This is a genomic window from Acinetobacter sp. YH12155, assembly GCF_013418255.1.
In the GTDB taxonomy this organism is placed as follows: domain Bacteria; phylum Pseudomonadota; class Gammaproteobacteria; order Pseudomonadales; family Moraxellaceae; genus Acinetobacter; species Acinetobacter indicus.
In genome coordinates, this window is sequence record NZ_VPCK01000017.1 from 12,475 (window position 1) to 27,601 (window position 15,127).

The window sequence follows — 15,127 nt, forward strand, 5'->3', positions numbered from 1 at the left end:
GCAAGGTGCGCGGCAGTTTAGAAGCCCGAAATTATTTAAAAAAGAGCGCTTAAGCGCTCTTTTTTTATTTATACTGAATAAAAATAAAATCTTAAGTTTAAAAATATGTCTTTACCTACATACGATCAGTTAATGCTTCCTTTAATGAGATTATTGTCGGAATTAGATCAGCCCATTAAAATTTCAGATGCTGCTGATGTTTTAGCTGAACGTTCAAATCTGTCTGAAGAAGATTTAAATCAAACACTGCCAAGTGGAAAAAATATATTTAAAGATAGAGTTTCATGGGCAAAGACATATTTAGTCAAAGCAGGCTTAATTCAGCAGCCTAAAAGGGCCTATTGTGAGATCAGTGATTTAGGAAGAACAATTGATTTAAAAAATTTAAATGCTATAACCAATGAATTTTTAGCCCAATTTGACGGGTTTAAAAGTTTTAAATTTGGCAAGAAAAATGAAGCTGAATCGGAAGTTAAAACTTTAACAGATGCAGAAAGTTTAAATGTTTATCCGGAAACACAAACACCTGAAGAAACGATTCAGACTACGACAGAATTATTAAAGTCTAATTTGAAAAATGATTTACTTCAGATCATAAAAGATAAATCTCCTTTATTTTTTGAACGACTTGTTGTCGATCTTCTTGTCGCTATGGGGTATGGCGGTTCACATCAAGATGCAGCGCAAGCAATTGGAAAAACGAATGATGGTGGAATTGATGGTGTAATCAGCGAAGATCGCTTAGGTCTGGATAAAATTTATATTCAAGCAAAACGCTGGGAAAATACCGTGGGGCGTCCTGATATTCAGCAGTTTAAAGGCGCTTTGGCAGATCAGGTCGCCAAGAAGGGTGTTTTCATTACAACTTCAAGTTTTAGTAAAGAGGCAATTGAGTCTGCGAAGAAATCAGGTATTGTTTTAATTGATGGCAATAAGCTGACCTCCTTGATGATTGAATTTGGTTTAGGGGTACAGATAGAACGGAGTTTCCATATCTATAAAATCGACCAAGACCGTTTTGATGAAGATAATTTCTAATTCATTTTGCAGAGCGCCTCGGCGCTCTTTTTGCATTTAAACCACCCAGGAAATATTGGACGGGCAGGTCGGTTTTTTCGGTTCACTCATGCCAATATCATAGTGCAGCACACAATTACGCCCATGCTGTTTGGCCGCGTATAAGGCAATATCAGCTTCTTTAATTAATGTGGTTAAATCAGGCTGTTCGGCTTTGAGCTCAGATACCCCAATCGAAACGGTAAAATTCAGGCTGATATTCTGGCCAATATAAATCCGGTGCTGGGCAATTTTGGTTCTTAAACGTTCGGCAATCAGCAGTGCATCCTGCAGACTGGTTTCGGTGAGTAAAGCGGTAAATTCCTCGCCACCAAAACGCGCCAGAATATCCTTGCGCCGCATTTCCTTACGGGCAATATCAGCAATGGTCTGCAGCACCTGATCACCGACATCATGACCATGGGTGTCATTAATCTGCTTGAAATAATCGACATCAAACATCAGCAGGCAGGTCGAAGCATGCTGCGGCCATTCATGTACCTTATGCTCGGCAATATGCACAAACTGGCGGCGGTTGCTGAGTTGGGTCAGCTCGTCGGTATGTGCCAGCTCTTGCAGAATATGGAAATTCCAGTCATTCAGCATGGTTCTGAGAAAATTACGCCGTGCATTCAGGGTATTGGTCCAGCTGATATATAAACTGAACAGCCAGATTGGCAGATAGACCAGCGCAAAAATAATGGTTTCAATGGCACTGGTTAAGTTAGATACGCCTAAAAACACCACGGTACTGATTAAAAACGAGGTATATAGCGCCGGCTTAAAGCGCACCTGAATACACAAATTGGCCAGCACCACAAAAATGACCGAGGCATAGATATAGATATCGATATAGGGGCTGTTCGACAAGGACATCAGATAAAACCACAGGCCGGCACAAACCAGCGTGCCGACCGGTAAAATCTGGTCATGGATCCGGATATCTTTCACATATTTGAACAGGAAATAATTAATGCTGATGGCCAGTACAATCACGATGACTCTGGCGATACCGGAGAGCAGACTGACATCGGGCAGTACAAAATAATCGGCGAAAAAGTACAGTAAAAATGCCAGCTGGCCAATGTGATTGACCTGTTGTAAATACAGCTTCTGGTGAATGGTCTGGAATTTATAAAAATAGTCTTCAAACTGGGGCGGAATACGGGCAGCCGGATCTTGCAGGGCCTGTTCCAGGGCCTGACGACTTTCCAGGTCGCACTCTGACGCTTGTAAAATATGTCGATCCGAATCATCGGGTGCAAGATCTGTTGAATTCGTCGACATTCTAATCCGATTTCCTATCTTCATAGAATTGCCCCAAGTCTTTAATAAAATCAAAGTAATAGTATAGCTTTCGCGATTAAAAAAAGACCTCCCTAAATATGGGTAATTTGCTGAAAAAAAGCCTGAAAACGGCAGGAAAAGAGGGGAAATTGTGCGCTGGTGCTCACATGAATCCTTACAACAAAAAGCGATTTTTTGATTGTTCTGCCAGGAGAATGCTGCATATTAACTGAACTATAGCAAACTCATGCAGCATCCGCGTATAAGATAAACAACAAGATGAGCGACATGGAACATCGCCAGAGTTAGGATACAACTATGACCAATGCCAACTATACCGAACTGTCCCATTCAGACGATTGTGAAAAATATATCCAGCAGTTTATTCAGGAAGTGCCGCTGCGCCGTGCAGAAATCGGGCAGGGCACCGTCATTAAACGCGCCTTGCCCAGCCGTCATAAACGCATGATTGGCGCCTGGTGCTTTTTAGACCATGCCGGTCCGGTCAGCTTTCCGCAGGGTGACGGGCTAGATGTCGGACCACATCCGCATATTGGCCTGCAAACCTTTACCTGGATGATTGAAGGCACCCTCATGCATACCGATAGTATCGGCTCCAAACAATTGATCCGGCCGAAACAGGTCAACCTGATGACAGCCGGGCAGGGGATTTCGCATACCGAAGTCGCGCCAGAGCAGGAAACCCACATGCATGCGGCCCAGCTGTGGATTGCCTTGCCGGATGCCAAGCGCAATATGCCGCCGCGTTTTGACCATTATCCTGAATTACCGGTGGTGTCACGAGATGGGGTTGAATTTACCGTACTGGTCGGAGAGTTTCTGGAAACCCGCTCGCCGGTTGAGGTGCATAGCCCGTTACTGGCATTGGACTTAACTGCGGCAGAAACGGTACGCACCCGGCTTCAGCTGAATCCGGCCTTTGAATATGGCTTTATGGCGCTAGAAGGCACGGCGCATATTAACCAGCATGAACTGAACGAAGACAATATGGTGGTGCTGGAGCCGGGTCTGCAGGACATTGAGATTGAACTGCACCAGGGTGCACGCGTACTGTTACTGGGCGGTGAGCCATTTGAATCCGCGATTTTACTATGGTGGAACTTTGTCGGACGTACCCAGGACGAGCTGAGCGAGGCACGTGACCAGTGGGTCAATCAGGACCCGCGTTTTGGCAGCATTCCAGATTATAATGGGCCACGGCTGGAAGCACCGGCCCTGCCAGATAAAATGCGTGCTTCACGTTAAGCAGGCATGATGAATTGAACTTCAGGCCCAAGCGTCGCGATCGATGGGTGGGCCTGATGATGCTGAGTTGCCGCAACCGGTCAAGGTGGCCGGTGGTTCTTTATTTCAAGAAAAACAATCAGAGTGTCATTATGATTACTGTGCATCATCTGGAACAGTCGCGTTCCTTTCGTATTTTGTGGGCCTTAGAAGAACTGGGCCAGCCTTATCAGATTGAATTTTATCGCCGTTTACCGAGTTTTGCCGCACCACCCGAGTTAAAACGGGTGCATCCGCTGGGTAAGGCACCAATTTTGACAGATGGTGGGCAGCCGATTGCCGAATCTGCGGTGATTTTAGAGTATTTACAGGAACAGTATGATCCGGCGCAGCAGTTCAAGCCAACACATCCGGCCGATCAGCAGCAGTACCGTTACTGGATGCACTATGCCGAAGGTTCACTGATGCCATTGCTGGTGATGCAGCTGGTGGCCAGTAAAGTGCCGCAGCGCGCACCCTGGCTGATTCGTCCGATGGCAGCAAAAGTCAGTGAAGGTATCCAGCAGGGTTTTATTCAGCCGCGACTCAAAGATCATATCCAGTTTCTGGAAGATTATCTGGCCACACATGACTATTTTGCCGGCACATTTTCCTTTGCCGATATTCAGATGGCCTTTCCGCTACAGGCCTTGCAAAGCCGTACTGATGGCAAATATCCGCAGATTGAGCGTTATCTGCAGCGACTGGCACAGCGCGAGGGCTATCAGCGGGCGTTCGCTCGTGAACAGAAGCTAGAGGCACAGTTGGCCTAAACAAAATTTGAAGCTATAAAAAAAGATGCTTGCGCATCTTTTTTATTATTGGCGTTTCACCACAATCGAATCAATCCCGCTATGTTGCAGGGTTTGCTGAGCAATTAGCGCCGCCTCTGCAGAGGTATATGGCCCCGAAATTACCCGATACCAGGTTTCACCACCTTCTACGGTTTTGACCACATCGGCGGACAGACCATTCAGAATAATTTCAGCTCGACGTGCATCGGCGGCATCCGGATCGGTATAGCTGCGGACCTGCAGAATATAGCTGGCAGGCGCGGCCACGGGCGGTTCAGTGGGCGTGATGCCCGCCGTCGCTTCACTGGCGGCTGCGGGCGCTGCCGGCTCAACAATTGGCGCTTCGACAATCACCACTGCCGTCTGTTCCTGGGTTTCAGGTACGGCCTGCTCCGGAATTGGTGTTACCTGTTGCTGGGGCAGCAGGTCATAGAAGCGGTAATCCTTGTTGGTGTCTTCCTGATAATGTTCAGAAGTGATCTGGCCTTTTGGTGGCACAGGTTCCCACGGCTTCCACAGCATTAAGGCCACTGCGAAACATAACACGACCAGAATCACCACCAGTGTGCCTAACCAGGTCGGAATGAGTGGTTTTTTGGGCTTATTTGGTCGTTCTGATACACCGCGTTGCGTTTTTCCAAACACGAGGGAACCTCTTTATTCTGATTATTGGCTGATTGGCTGGACAGGTGCGTGATGGTACGCCTGCCCAGCAGAAGAATGTCTTGGTTTACATGCTTTCAGGTGCAGAAACACCTAATAATTCTAAACCATTGCGCAAGGTTTGTTGTACGTTTACTGAAAGCAATAAGCGGGCTTGAGTAAGCGCAGCATCATCATTGAGCACTTTGTGTTCATTATACCAGCCGTGGAATAAAGCTGCTAATTCTTTCAAGTAGTTACCAACCTGATGGGGTTCGCAGGCATTGGCAGCACGGGTCACAATTTCAGGATAGGCCGCCAGCTTGGCCAGAATTTCAGTTTCAGCCTCCAGTTCCAGCTTGGCCGCAAACTGACGCGCGTCAAGCGCATTAAAATTCACGCCTGTGCTGGCTGCTTTTTCCAGCATACGGCAGATACGCGCATGTGCATACTGGATGTAATACACCGCATTGTCTTTGCTTTGTGAGACTGCTAAATCCAGGTCAAAGTCGATGTGCTGTTCAGATTTACGCATGACATAGTAGAAACGTGCTGCATCGTTGCCGACTTCTTTACGCAGGTCACGCAAGGTCACGAACTGGCCAGAACGGGAAGACATCTGTACCATCTCGCCGCCGCGCCATAAGCTGACAAACTGCACCAGTAAAACAGTTAGTTTTTTCGAATCATACCCCATCGCATCAATCGCGGCTTTTACACGGGAGATATAACCGTGGTGGTCAGAGCCCCAGATATCAATCAGGTCGGTATAGCCACGTTGTAATTTGTTCAGGTGATACGCAATGTCTGAAGCGAAATAAGTGGTTTGACCATTACGACGTTTGACCACGCGGTCTTTTTCATCGCCAAACTCAGTCGATTTAAACCAGATGTTGCCATCTTGTTCATACAGATAACCACGCTGATCCAGTGTTTGCAGCGCTTCATCAATTTTTTCAGTTAAAGAGGCTTCGCTAAACCACTGGTTAAAGGTTACGCCAAATTCACCGAGGTCATCTTTAATGTCATCCAGAATGGCTTTTAAAGCGGCCTGATGGAATACGCGATAGCCTTCACCAATTAAAGTCTGTGAATTGAAAATCAGACCATCAATGTGTTTTTCTTTGTCGCCAGACAGGACCACCTTGTTGCCTTCTGCATCCGGCTCGGCTGCATACTGCACATCTTCCGGTACATCTTTATAGACATCGGCCACTGGACGTACATAAGCATCACCATCCTGGTCGATAATGCTTTGCGCGATTTCTTTGACGTAATCACCCTGATAGGCATTTTTCGGGAACACCAGTTCCTGACCGGTCAGTTCCAGATAACGTAAGTAAGTTGATGTTGCCAGAATATCCATTTGACGGCCGGCATCGTTCACATAGTATTCACGATCTACAGTCGCGCCAGTGGCTTCGAGCAGGTTGGCAACGGTCATGCCATAAGCGGCACCGCGACCATGACCCACGTGCAGGCTGGACGTCGGGTTGGCAGAAACGAATTCAACCTGAATGCGTTTGCCCGCGTTGACCTTGGTGCGACCAAACTGGTCTTGCTGTGCCTGGATTTGATCAAGAATGGCAAAACGCTGGTCGGCATTTAAGAAGAAGTTGATAAAACCCGGACCGGCAATTTCTGCTTTGCTGATATCTGCCACTTCTGGCAATGCAGCCAGAATTTTTTCGGCCAGATCACGCGGCTTCATGCCCGCAGCTTTAGAGGCAATCATGGCGATATTTGAGGCAAAGTCACCGTGGCTTCGGTCTTTGGTTCGCGTCAAATTACTGGTGTTGTTCCAGTCTGCTGGGAGGACACCTTCTGCTTGAAGGGATTGCACTGCATGTTCAAGAGCTGCTTGGATTGCCGTATTCATAATCAGTCGAAAAATAAATGTCGCAGAAAAACAGCAAATATAGCAAATTTCACTGTCTTTAGGTGAACCCATTTGTAGTGAATGAAGATTGTCCGACATTCTGCGCCATCTGTAGCCTGAAAATGCTACCATGGCCATGAAATGACCTGATCAATGACGGATTTGTCCCGCTGTAGGAGCACGCATGCACGCCAAACGTCCTGTAATCATCGCCAATATTCCTAAACTGCCAGCAAAATGGGCGGGCATTATTATGCCGCTGCTGCTGTCTGGCCTGATGAGCGGTATTATTTCAATGGTCAATATGCTGCGTGCGCTGGGCAGGGTCGAGGGGCTGATCACACTGTGGTTCCAGAACTGGATGATTTCCTGGGCCATTGCCTTTCCGGTGGTGCTGGTGGTGTTGCCGCTGGTGCGCCGGTTTACCGCGATGCTGGTGGATATGCCGGGCGCACCCAAATAGCATTTAGCCCGATGCACCAGACTCCTGACAGGACACCGGTTTACTCAGCAGATCGGCATTGCCATTCTGGAAGGTATAAAGCCGGGAGGCATTAAAAATCTTGATCACCTTGGCCTGCGCAATGGCTGCCTGGAAGCGTTTCAATGGCTCATCGGTATGTACATTAAAAGGATTGCCATAATTCTGATTGTCGAGCAGGAACTGGATCTGTCCGGCATTCGGATCATAAGCCTTTAACAATGTCTTGCCTTCGGCACTGCTCAGCGAGAAGGTTGGTCGCTGGCTGCTGATCTTGCAGTGCAGGGCCAGAGTCAGAATCACTCCATCCTGAGCCTTGTTTTTCAGCTGATAGCGTCCCAGCTGTTCATTTTCAATATAGACCCATTGTTGAGTGGGCATGCTGGCAGTAAATTTTTCCAGTTGCTCCAGGGTTTTTTTACTGATATCGACCACGCCGTCTTTGTCGATTTTCGGTGCTTTGTCTTTAGCGGAGAATAAACCGGTCACCTGATCGCTGACTTTTTCAGTGGTATTGGAAAGGGTCTGGCAGCCGCCTAACCCCAGCACAGCGGCCAAACCGCCCAGTGCAATCCATGGCTTGATATACATGATTTTTAAATATGTCGTTGTGTTTTGCCCCAGAGCATACCCAAATTGAGGCCAATTGAAAAATCTGCACTGGCTGCATGTAACAGAAAAACAGCGAAAAACTACATCCAGCAGGGGCGGAGATTTGTAAGCTAAACAGGCAGAGGATTGATTTGGGCATAAAAAACCGCATTTTGAGCTTCGGGAAAGCGTTATTTCGTGACTGGATGCCCGATTGGACAAATTTATTCAGTACCTAAATTATCCACAAATCATTATCAATTTTCTAAATACCCCATTGTCCTCAAAACGGGCTAAGCTAGCTTATCTCCCAGAGGAACTTTTGCTTTGAGCCTCCTTCTGGATCATCGAATAATGAGATCGGAAATGACATCAGCGAATTCAGCCACCAAAAAACCGCTTTACATCCCTTATGCCGGAAACACGCTTCTGGAGCTGCCTTTGCTTAATAAAGGCGGTGCATTTACAGAAGAGGAACGCCGCCATTTTAATCTCCACGGTTTACTTCCACATGCCATCGAGAGCATTGAAGAACAGAGTCAGCGCTCCTATCAGCAGTATGTGTCGTTTAACGATTCCATCAACAAGCATATTTATTTAAGAAATATTCAGGACACCAACGAAACCCTGTTCTATCACTTAATTGAGCATCACTTAAGTGAAATGATGCCGATTATTTATACCCCGACGGTTGGCGAAGCCTGCCAGCGTTTTTCTGATATTTACCGCCGTCATCGTGGCATCTTCCTGGCCTATCCGGACCGCGGCCATATTGATGACATTCTGCAAAATGTGAACAAGAAAAACGTGAAGGTGATTGTAATCACTGATGGCGAGCGCATCTTAGGTCTTGGTGATCAGGGGATTGGCGGGATGGGGATTCCGATTGGCAAATTATCCTTATATACCGCATGTGGTGGGATCAGCCCGGCTTATACCTTGCCAATTACTTTAGATGTAGGTACCAACAACCCGCAACTGCTGGATGATCCAATTTATATGGGCTGGAATCAGCCGCGGATTACCGGCGATGAATACTATGCCTTTGTTGATGAAGTGATTGCCGCGATCCAGCGCCGCTGGCCAAAAGCGCTGATCCAGTTTGAGGATTTCGCTCAGAACAATGCGATGCCATTGTTAAACAAATATCGTGACCAGATTTGCTGTTTTAATGATGATATTCAGGGCACCGCAGCCGTTTCGGTGGGCAGTTTAATTGCTGCCTCACGTGCCGCTGGTAAACAGCTGAAAGATCAGGTGGTGGCTTTCCTCGGTGCCGGTTCTGCTGGTAGCGGCATAGCCGAGCAGATTATTGCGCAGATGATGTATGAAGGTTTAAGCGATGCCGAAGCGCGTGCGCGGGTATTTATGGTTGACCGTTTTGGCCTGATCACCGAAAACCAGCCGAATCTGCTGGACTTCCAGCGCAAACTGGCACAGCCGCCTGAACGGGTTGCAGCCTGGGGCAATGCCGATGACATGATTTCACTACTCGATGTAGTCAAACATGCCAAACCAACGGTACTGATTGGTGTATCGGGTCAGCCGGGGCTGTTTACCGAAGAAATTATTCGCACACTAACGGAAAATTGTGAGCGACCAATTGTAATGCCACTGTCGAACCCAACTTCGCGGGTTGAGGCGGTGCCGGCTGATATCCTGCAATGGTCTGAAGGCAAGGCGCTGATTGCAACTGGTAGTCCATTTGCACCGGTGAATTATCATGGCAAGATTTATCATATCTCACAGTGTAATAACTCCTATATTTTCCCGGGTATTGGTTTGGGTGTAGTCGCCTCCGGCGCGACCCGAGTCACAGACAGTATGCTGATGGCGTCGAGTAATGCACTGGCAGACTGTTCGCCGATGCTGCTCGATCCAGCGGCCGATCTGCTGCCGGATTTAAATGAAATCCAGAAGGTTTCGAAAATTATTGCCTTTAAAGTGGCTAAAGCGGCGATGCTGGCCGGTGTAGCACCAGTAATCAGTGACGAGTTACTGGCAGAGGCCATTGAGGCGAATTTCTGGAAACCGGAATACCGCAGTTATCGCCGGATTACCTTCTAAAATATAGACAAACACAACAAGGAGCTTCGGCTCCTTTTTTTTAGGGCAGCTGTTGATCGCAACTGGTCGGAAACAGGCGGTTTGTAGCCCCGAAATGAAAGCGGGAGACTGGATTAAAAAATAAGCATTGTTTAGAATCGGGGCAAATTAAAACAATAGCTTTTATAACAATGATAACCCGTGTTCATATCCATACTGCCTTGGAGCAGGCCGGCCTCAGCCCACAAAAACGTGCCCTCCATATTCAATTTTCTCAGCCTGCCTTAAATGCCGATGTTTTCTTGCAGCGCATCGACGGTGAACACCAGCTCAATGACGGTTTACATGCTGAACTGATCTGTCTCTCCACCAACGCGCAGATTCCGTTAAAACAGTTTATCGGCGCGCAGGTTGCCGTCGATCAGGTCACTGACCAGGGCCAGCTATTTCGCAGCAGCGGTATTATCACCGCAGCCGCGCAAGGCCAGAGTGATGGCTCTCTCACCCTCTATAAACTTACGCTAGAAGATCCAACCGCACTCTGGCATAAACGCCGTAACAGCCGCGTGTTTATGAATAAAAGCGTGCGAGAGGTCAGCGAGATCTTATTTAAAGAATGGCAGAACAAAAGCCCGCTCTTTGCTGCCAGCCTGACTCTGGACTTAACCGGACTGACCCAGGAACTGGATGTGCGTCCTTTTATCATGCAGTCCAATGAAACCGACTATGACTTCCTGACCCGGCTCTGGCGCAGTGAAGGCATTAACTGGCTGATTGATGAAGCCCAGTTACAGGTTGTACATTCCAGCAGCCCGATTCAGGCCCAGAAACTACGCCTGATTGATGACAACAGCCAGTACAGTGCCTTAAACCGCCGCAGTATCCGCTTTCATCGCTCCAGTGCCACCGAACAATTAGATAGCATCACCCAGTTGATTGCCCAGCGCAGCCTGCAACCGACGGCCGTACATCTGCAACGCTGGCAGTCAGATAGCCTGAGCCAGGAAGAAGGTGCCGGTTCAGTGCAAAGCAAACACCAGCACAGCCACAATCAGGACAATGCCAGCCTCAGCCTGGAACAAGCCTGGCAGATCAGCCCGGCCTGGATGCAGGATTTAAATGGCGAAGACCAGGCCACCGCATCCTCTAATAACCAGCTGGACAAACTGAACCAGAACCTCAGTCACTACCACGACCTGCAATCCAAATACTTTAGTGCCCATTCCACCGTCCGTGATGCTCAGGTCGGCTACTGGTTTGAACTGAATGAACACCCGGAAATTGACCAGCACAGCGCAGCCGACAAAGAATTCTTAATTACCGGCAAACAGTTCTATAACCAGAACAACTTACCCAAAGACCTCAATCAGCAGATTAACCAACTACTCAGCCAGAGCCACTGGCATAGCCATATTAATGTTAAACACGAACAACACCCGGATGAACGTCAAGGCAATACCTTAACCTTACAACGTCGCAACATCCGCACCGTCCCGGAATACCATCCACTACAGCACCGACCGGCGGCCCATCCACAGCGTGCTCGGGTGGTGGGACCTGCTGGCGAAAGCATCCATGTCGATGAATGGGGCCGGATTAAAGTCCGTTTTCTGTTTACCCGCAGTGATGACCATCAGCATGATGGCGGTGCTGGCAGCAATGACAATGACACCGACTCTGCCTGGGTCGATGTACTGACCCCCTGGGCCGGAGAAGGCTATGGGGCCCGCTTCCTGCCACGGATTAATGAAATTGTGGTGATCGACTTCTTTGACGGTAACATCGATCGGCCATTTGTCGTGGGGCGTCTACATGAAGCAGAACGCTCGCCAACCCAATTCGACCAACAAGGCCAACTACCCGACACCAAAAAACTCAGCGGCATCCGCTCGCAGGAAATTGAAGGCAGTGGTTTTAACCAGCTGCGCTTTGATGATACTCCGAAGCAGATCTCTGCCCAGCTGCAAAGCAGCCATGGTGCGACCCAACTGAACCTGGGGAACTTGAGCCATCCCAAAGCCAGCGCTGAAAGTGATGGCCGTGGTGAAGGTTTTGAACTGAGAACCGATCAGTGGGGTGCAGTCCGTGCTGGAGAAGGCTTGCTGATTTCCACCCATCCACAGGCACAGGCCGAAGGCAATCATCTCGATGCCAGTGAAGCCAAGAGCCAGCTAGAAAGCAGCTTAAACAACAGTACTGCCCTAAGTGAAGTGGCCAAAAACCAGCAGACCGATCCTTTAGAAGTTCTCGATAACTTAAAGAACTTCCTGGAACAGATCGAACAGCAGGATGAAAATAAAGCCGCTGCTTTTAAACAGGCACTGATGATCCTCAGCGCACCAAACTCTATTGCTTTAAGTAGCCAGCAAGATGTACACCTCTCTGCGGATGGTCAGATCAGCCACAGTGCCGGAGAGAGTATTAACCTCAGTACGCAGCAGTCTTTGATTGCCCATGCCAGCCAGAAACTAAGCCTGTTTGCAGCACAAGACGGTGCACGTTTATATGCCGGTAAAGGCAAGGTTGAGATTCAGGCACAGGGTGATGGTGCAGATCTTATTGCCAGGAAAGGGGTGCAGGTCATCTCCACAGAAGACAGGATTGAAGTTAAGGCGAGTAAAAAAATTATATTGGTCGCTGGAGGAAGTCAGATTGAGATTAGTGGTTCAGGTGTGTTGCCGACAACTGCTGGGAAGTTTGAGGTGAAAGCGGGGCAGCATCTGTTTTTACAGCCACACAATGTGGTTGAACCGAAGATGAGCTTACCTCAGATGGCAACATTATTTAGTAATCAGATCAATTATCAATGGAATAGCTCGTCTGCAGGAGAAAAAGAAATTTTTGTGATTGATCAAACTGATGGAAAGCTTCTGAAAACCAATAAATCCATATTAAATGAACAACATCAATTGAGTACTTTTAGGTTCTATACGCCGCAGTCAACTGACTTTATTGCACTGGGCTTTAACTCTTTGCATACACATTTGAGTGGAACAGTGAGTGATGAACAGATTGATTATTTGCTCGAAGAAATAGAAGAAGATCAGGAGGATGAGGTGTCTACACACGAGGATATTGAATCATGAGTAAACTGGTGACCATTACCTCTAAGTTTTATGATAAATCTGGACGATATGTCAGAAATCTGAAGGTGAAATCACGTTATCAAAATTCATCGAGAGAGAATCTGAAGAAAACAGATACAGATGGCTTATTTGTCTTTCAAGCTTCTCCTAATCGGATGGTAGAAATTTTAGCAAAACCACCGAAGGCATCTGATTATACTGTGGTGAAGGTCATTAATTCTTCGACACTCTCCTCTTCAGAGCATCCTATAAAAATTCAGTTACCTAACACCATTGAAGAATATCGACAAATGAATAGTACGATTTCTCAGAATGGTTTGGTGGTAACACCTTTTCAAGTGGTTGATGTTCATGGAAAGATTATGGCTCATTTTCCGATACAAACACGGCCAAAGGGAAAGAAAAGTTTTGAACGTATTACGGATGATCAAGGAAGAGTTGAAGTCCTCTCTTCGGCTAATCGTGATATTGAATTTTTAGCCTTAACATCGAATGATGAGTTTGTTTTAAAAAGATCGCTTAATTCAGGTAATGGCACAGAAAAACCTATTCTGATTCAATTAGATGAACCCTATGAAAAGTTTAAAAGTCTCTCAAATTTTAAAATAGTAGACAGATTAGGAAATGACTACAGGATTGAAAATACTAAAATTGAAATCTTATATTTGGAAAGTGAAATAAAGAAAGTTGCGAATACATCCAATGGAAAATTTTCATTTCAGAGTATGGTTGGAGAAAAAGTAAAAATTACAGTATTCAAACCAGATGGAACGTCTTTAGAAGCTAAAAATTATTATTCTAAAAGAATAAAAGAACATTCTAATAAATTGGAATTAGATGTGGATATAACTGAGGGAAGTACAAAGCCTAATGAACCGATCATAAACAAGAATATTAAGAAAATTTGTCCTCCAGAATGTATTGTAGAAACTTATACTTTTGAAACTTCTTTAGGAGCAATGATTATTTCAAAAGAAGCTCTTGATGCAATTTTAAAATGGGAAAAATATGAATCTAAGCCTTATGTACCTAGTAAAGGACAAGATGGTAAAAGTGGAGTAACTTTAGGATATGGCTATGATTTAGGTCACCAAAGTGTAGAACAAATTAAAAAAGATTTAGCTTCCTATTATACTTTAGGTCAGATTCAAAGATTACTCAAAGCCCAAGGAAAAAAAGGAATAGCAGCACAAAAATTAGTAGATAGTCTTTCTGATATTATTATTACTAAAGATAAAGCTTATCAAATGGTAATGATAGTAAAAAAAAGGTATGCGGAAAATACATTAAAAGTTTATCCAGATATTTTGAAATATCATCCTCATTGTCAAGGAGCTATTTTATCTCTAGTGTATAACAGGTATATAGGTTTAAAAGGAGATCGTCGTAGAGAAATGAAAGAAATCCAAGATGATCTTAAAAGTAATGGAAAAAAGGTTCCTTCGTTGTTAAGAAGTATGAAACGATTATGGACAACAAAAGCTAATAGAGGGTTGCAAGCTAGACGGGAAGAAGAAGCAAAAATTTTTGAAAAAGGATTAAAATGTGAATGTTATAAGTAAGCTATTTATTTTGAATCTTTTATTTATCTCTTTAAATTCTTATGCAGTAACTCCTGAAGACTTCTTATATCCAGATGCCTTAGAGGTAGAGTGTAAAGATGGAAGTCCTATGCAAGAAGACTTAATGTATTGTGTTTCAAGAAGTTATTTAGATTCAGATAAGAAATTAAATATAGAATATAAGAAAAGAATGAAACTATTAAAAGGAACTAAAAAAGAGAAATTATTAGAAAGTCAGAGATTGTGGTTAAAGAATAGAAAATATAAATGTATCTGTGAATATTCAGCTGCAGAAGGGGGGCGTGAAGCACCGATTTATTTAATAGATTGTTATGCTCGGGAAAACTACAAGCGAGTAAAATTTTTAGAAAATTATCAATAGTTTGAAAATAAAAAAGCAGCTAAAGATAGCTGCTTTT

At 45.7% G+C, this 15,127-nt stretch carries 12 protein-coding genes; 8 read left to right on the top strand and 4 right to left on the bottom strand.

What is annotated here, in order from left to right:
* Nucleotides 1-105 precede the first annotated feature (105 nt).
* On the top strand, nt 106-1,038 hold the full coding sequence (locus FTU86_RS10825; RefSeq protein ID WP_168405675.1) for a restriction endonuclease: 933 nt from the start codon (nt 106-108) through the stop codon (nt 1,036-1,038).
* 36 nt (nt 1,039-1,074) lie between these two features.
* On the opposite strand, the gene FTU86_RS10830 is transcribed toward FTU86_RS10825, so the two are convergent.
* Nucleotides 1,075-2,343, bottom strand: coding sequence for a GGDEF domain-containing protein (locus FTU86_RS10830; protein ID WP_180036886.1), 1,269 nt, complete (start codon nt 2,341-2,343; stop codon nt 1,075-1,077).
* Between the two features lie 318 nt (nt 2,344-2,661).
* Here FTU86_RS10830 and FTU86_RS10835 point away from each other — a divergent pair, with 318 nt between their 5' ends.
* Both FTU86_RS10835 and FTU86_RS10840 read left to right on the top strand, forming a co-directional pair.
* On the top strand, nt 2,662-3,609 hold the full coding sequence (locus FTU86_RS10835) for a pirin family protein (RefSeq protein ID WP_168414960.1): 948 nt from the start codon (nt 2,662-2,664) through the stop codon (nt 3,607-3,609).
* A 131-nt stretch (nt 3,610-3,740) separates the two neighbouring features.
* Nucleotides 3,741-4,400 carry a glutathione S-transferase family protein gene (locus FTU86_RS10840; protein WP_180036887.1) on the top strand — a complete coding sequence of 220 codons (660 nt, stop codon included), beginning with the start codon at nt 3,741-3,743 and terminating at the stop codon, nt 4,398-4,400.
* Between the two features lie 45 nt (nt 4,401-4,445).
* On the opposite strand, the gene FTU86_RS10845 is transcribed toward FTU86_RS10840, so the two are convergent.
* Nucleotides 4,446-5,066: an SPOR domain-containing protein gene (locus FTU86_RS10845; protein WP_075168056.1), complete on the bottom strand. Its 621-nt coding sequence runs from the start codon at nt 5,064-5,066 to the stop codon at nt 4,446-4,448.
* An 85-nt stretch (nt 5,067-5,151) separates the two neighbouring features.
* The gene (gene argS / locus FTU86_RS10850; protein ID WP_075168077.1) at nt 5,152-6,942 is read right to left on the bottom strand and encodes an arginine--tRNA ligase; all 1,791 of its coding nucleotides are present in this window, start codon (nt 6,940-6,942) and stop codon (nt 5,152-5,154) included.
* Between the two features lie 184 nt (nt 6,943-7,126).
* On the opposite strand from argS, the gene FTU86_RS10855 reads away from it, so the two are divergent.
* Nucleotides 7,127-7,405 carry a DUF2798 domain-containing protein gene (locus FTU86_RS10855; RefSeq protein ID WP_180036888.1) on the top strand — a complete coding sequence of 93 codons (279 nt, stop codon included), beginning with the start codon at nt 7,127-7,129 and terminating at the stop codon, nt 7,403-7,405.
* Nucleotides 7,406-7,408: 3 nt separating this feature from the next.
* Here the strand turns inward: FTU86_RS10855 and FTU86_RS10860 are convergent, their stop codons facing one another.
* Nucleotides 7,409-8,014 carry a hypothetical protein gene (locus tag FTU86_RS10860; protein ID WP_104490039.1) on the bottom strand — a complete coding sequence of 202 codons (606 nt, stop codon included), beginning with the start codon at nt 8,012-8,014 and terminating at the stop codon, nt 7,409-7,411.
* A 366-nt stretch (nt 8,015-8,380) separates the two neighbouring features.
* On the opposite strand from FTU86_RS10860, the gene FTU86_RS10865 reads away from it, so the two are divergent.
* The 4 genes from FTU86_RS10865 (at nt 8,381) to FTU86_RS10880 (ending at nt 15,090) form a co-directional block, all read left to right on the top strand.
* Nucleotides 8,381-10,081 (top strand): NAD-dependent malic enzyme, encoded by a 1,701-nt coding sequence (locus FTU86_RS10865; RefSeq protein ID WP_180036889.1) that lies wholly within the window; start codon nt 8,381-8,383, stop codon nt 10,079-10,081.
* Between the two features lie 170 nt (nt 10,082-10,251).
* Nucleotides 10,252-13,146 carry a type VI secretion system Vgr family protein gene (locus FTU86_RS10870; RefSeq protein ID WP_180036890.1) on the top strand — a complete coding sequence of 965 codons (2,895 nt, stop codon included), beginning with the start codon at nt 10,252-10,254 and terminating at the stop codon, nt 13,144-13,146.
* Nucleotides 13,143-14,708, top strand: coding sequence for a pesticin C-terminus-like muramidase (locus tag FTU86_RS13860; protein WP_252725586.1), 1,566 nt, complete (start codon nt 13,143-13,145; stop codon nt 14,706-14,708). Before FTU86_RS10870 ends, FTU86_RS13860 begins: the two co-directional genes overlap by 4 nt.
* Nucleotides 14,692-15,090 (top strand): lysozyme inhibitor LprI family protein, encoded by a 399-nt coding sequence (locus FTU86_RS10880; protein ID WP_127801689.1) that lies wholly within the window; start codon nt 14,692-14,694, stop codon nt 15,088-15,090. The genes FTU86_RS13860 and FTU86_RS10880 overlap by 17 nt, the downstream gene beginning before the upstream one ends.
* The last annotated feature ends 37 nt before the right edge of the window (nt 15,091-15,127 follow it).

Excerpts from the sequence above, each read along its gene's own strand:
- FTU86_RS10825 (WP_168405675.1), top strand. The coding sequence starts at position 106 with ATGTCTTTACCTACATACGATCAGTTAATGCTTCCTTTAATGAGATTA.
- FTU86_RS10830 (WP_180036886.1), bottom strand. The coding sequence starts at position 2,343 with ATGTCGACGAATTCAACAGATCTTGCACCCGATGATTCGGATCGACAT.
- FTU86_RS10835 (WP_168414960.1), top strand. The coding sequence starts at position 2,662 with ATGACCAATGCCAACTATACCGAACTGTCCCATTCAGACGATTGTGAA.
- FTU86_RS10840 (WP_180036887.1), top strand. The coding sequence starts at position 3,741 with ATGATTACTGTGCATCATCTGGAACAGTCGCGTTCCTTTCGTATTTTG.
- argS (WP_075168077.1), bottom strand. The coding sequence starts at position 6,942 with ATGAATACGGCAATCCAAGCAGCTCTTGAACATGCAGTGCAATCCCTT.
- FTU86_RS10855 (WP_180036888.1), top strand. The coding sequence starts at position 7,127 with ATGCACGCCAAACGTCCTGTAATCATCGCCAATATTCCTAAACTGCCA.
- FTU86_RS10860 (WP_104490039.1), bottom strand. The coding sequence starts at position 8,014 with ATGTATATCAAGCCATGGATTGCACTGGGCGGTTTGGCCGCTGTGCTG.
- FTU86_RS10865 (WP_180036889.1), top strand. The coding sequence starts at position 8,381 with ATGACATCAGCGAATTCAGCCACCAAAAAACCGCTTTACATCCCTTAT.
- FTU86_RS10870 (WP_180036890.1), top strand. The coding sequence starts at position 10,252 with ATGATAACCCGTGTTCATATCCATACTGCCTTGGAGCAGGCCGGCCTC.
- FTU86_RS13860 (WP_252725586.1), top strand. The coding sequence starts at position 13,143 with ATGAGTAAACTGGTGACCATTACCTCTAAGTTTTATGATAAATCTGGA.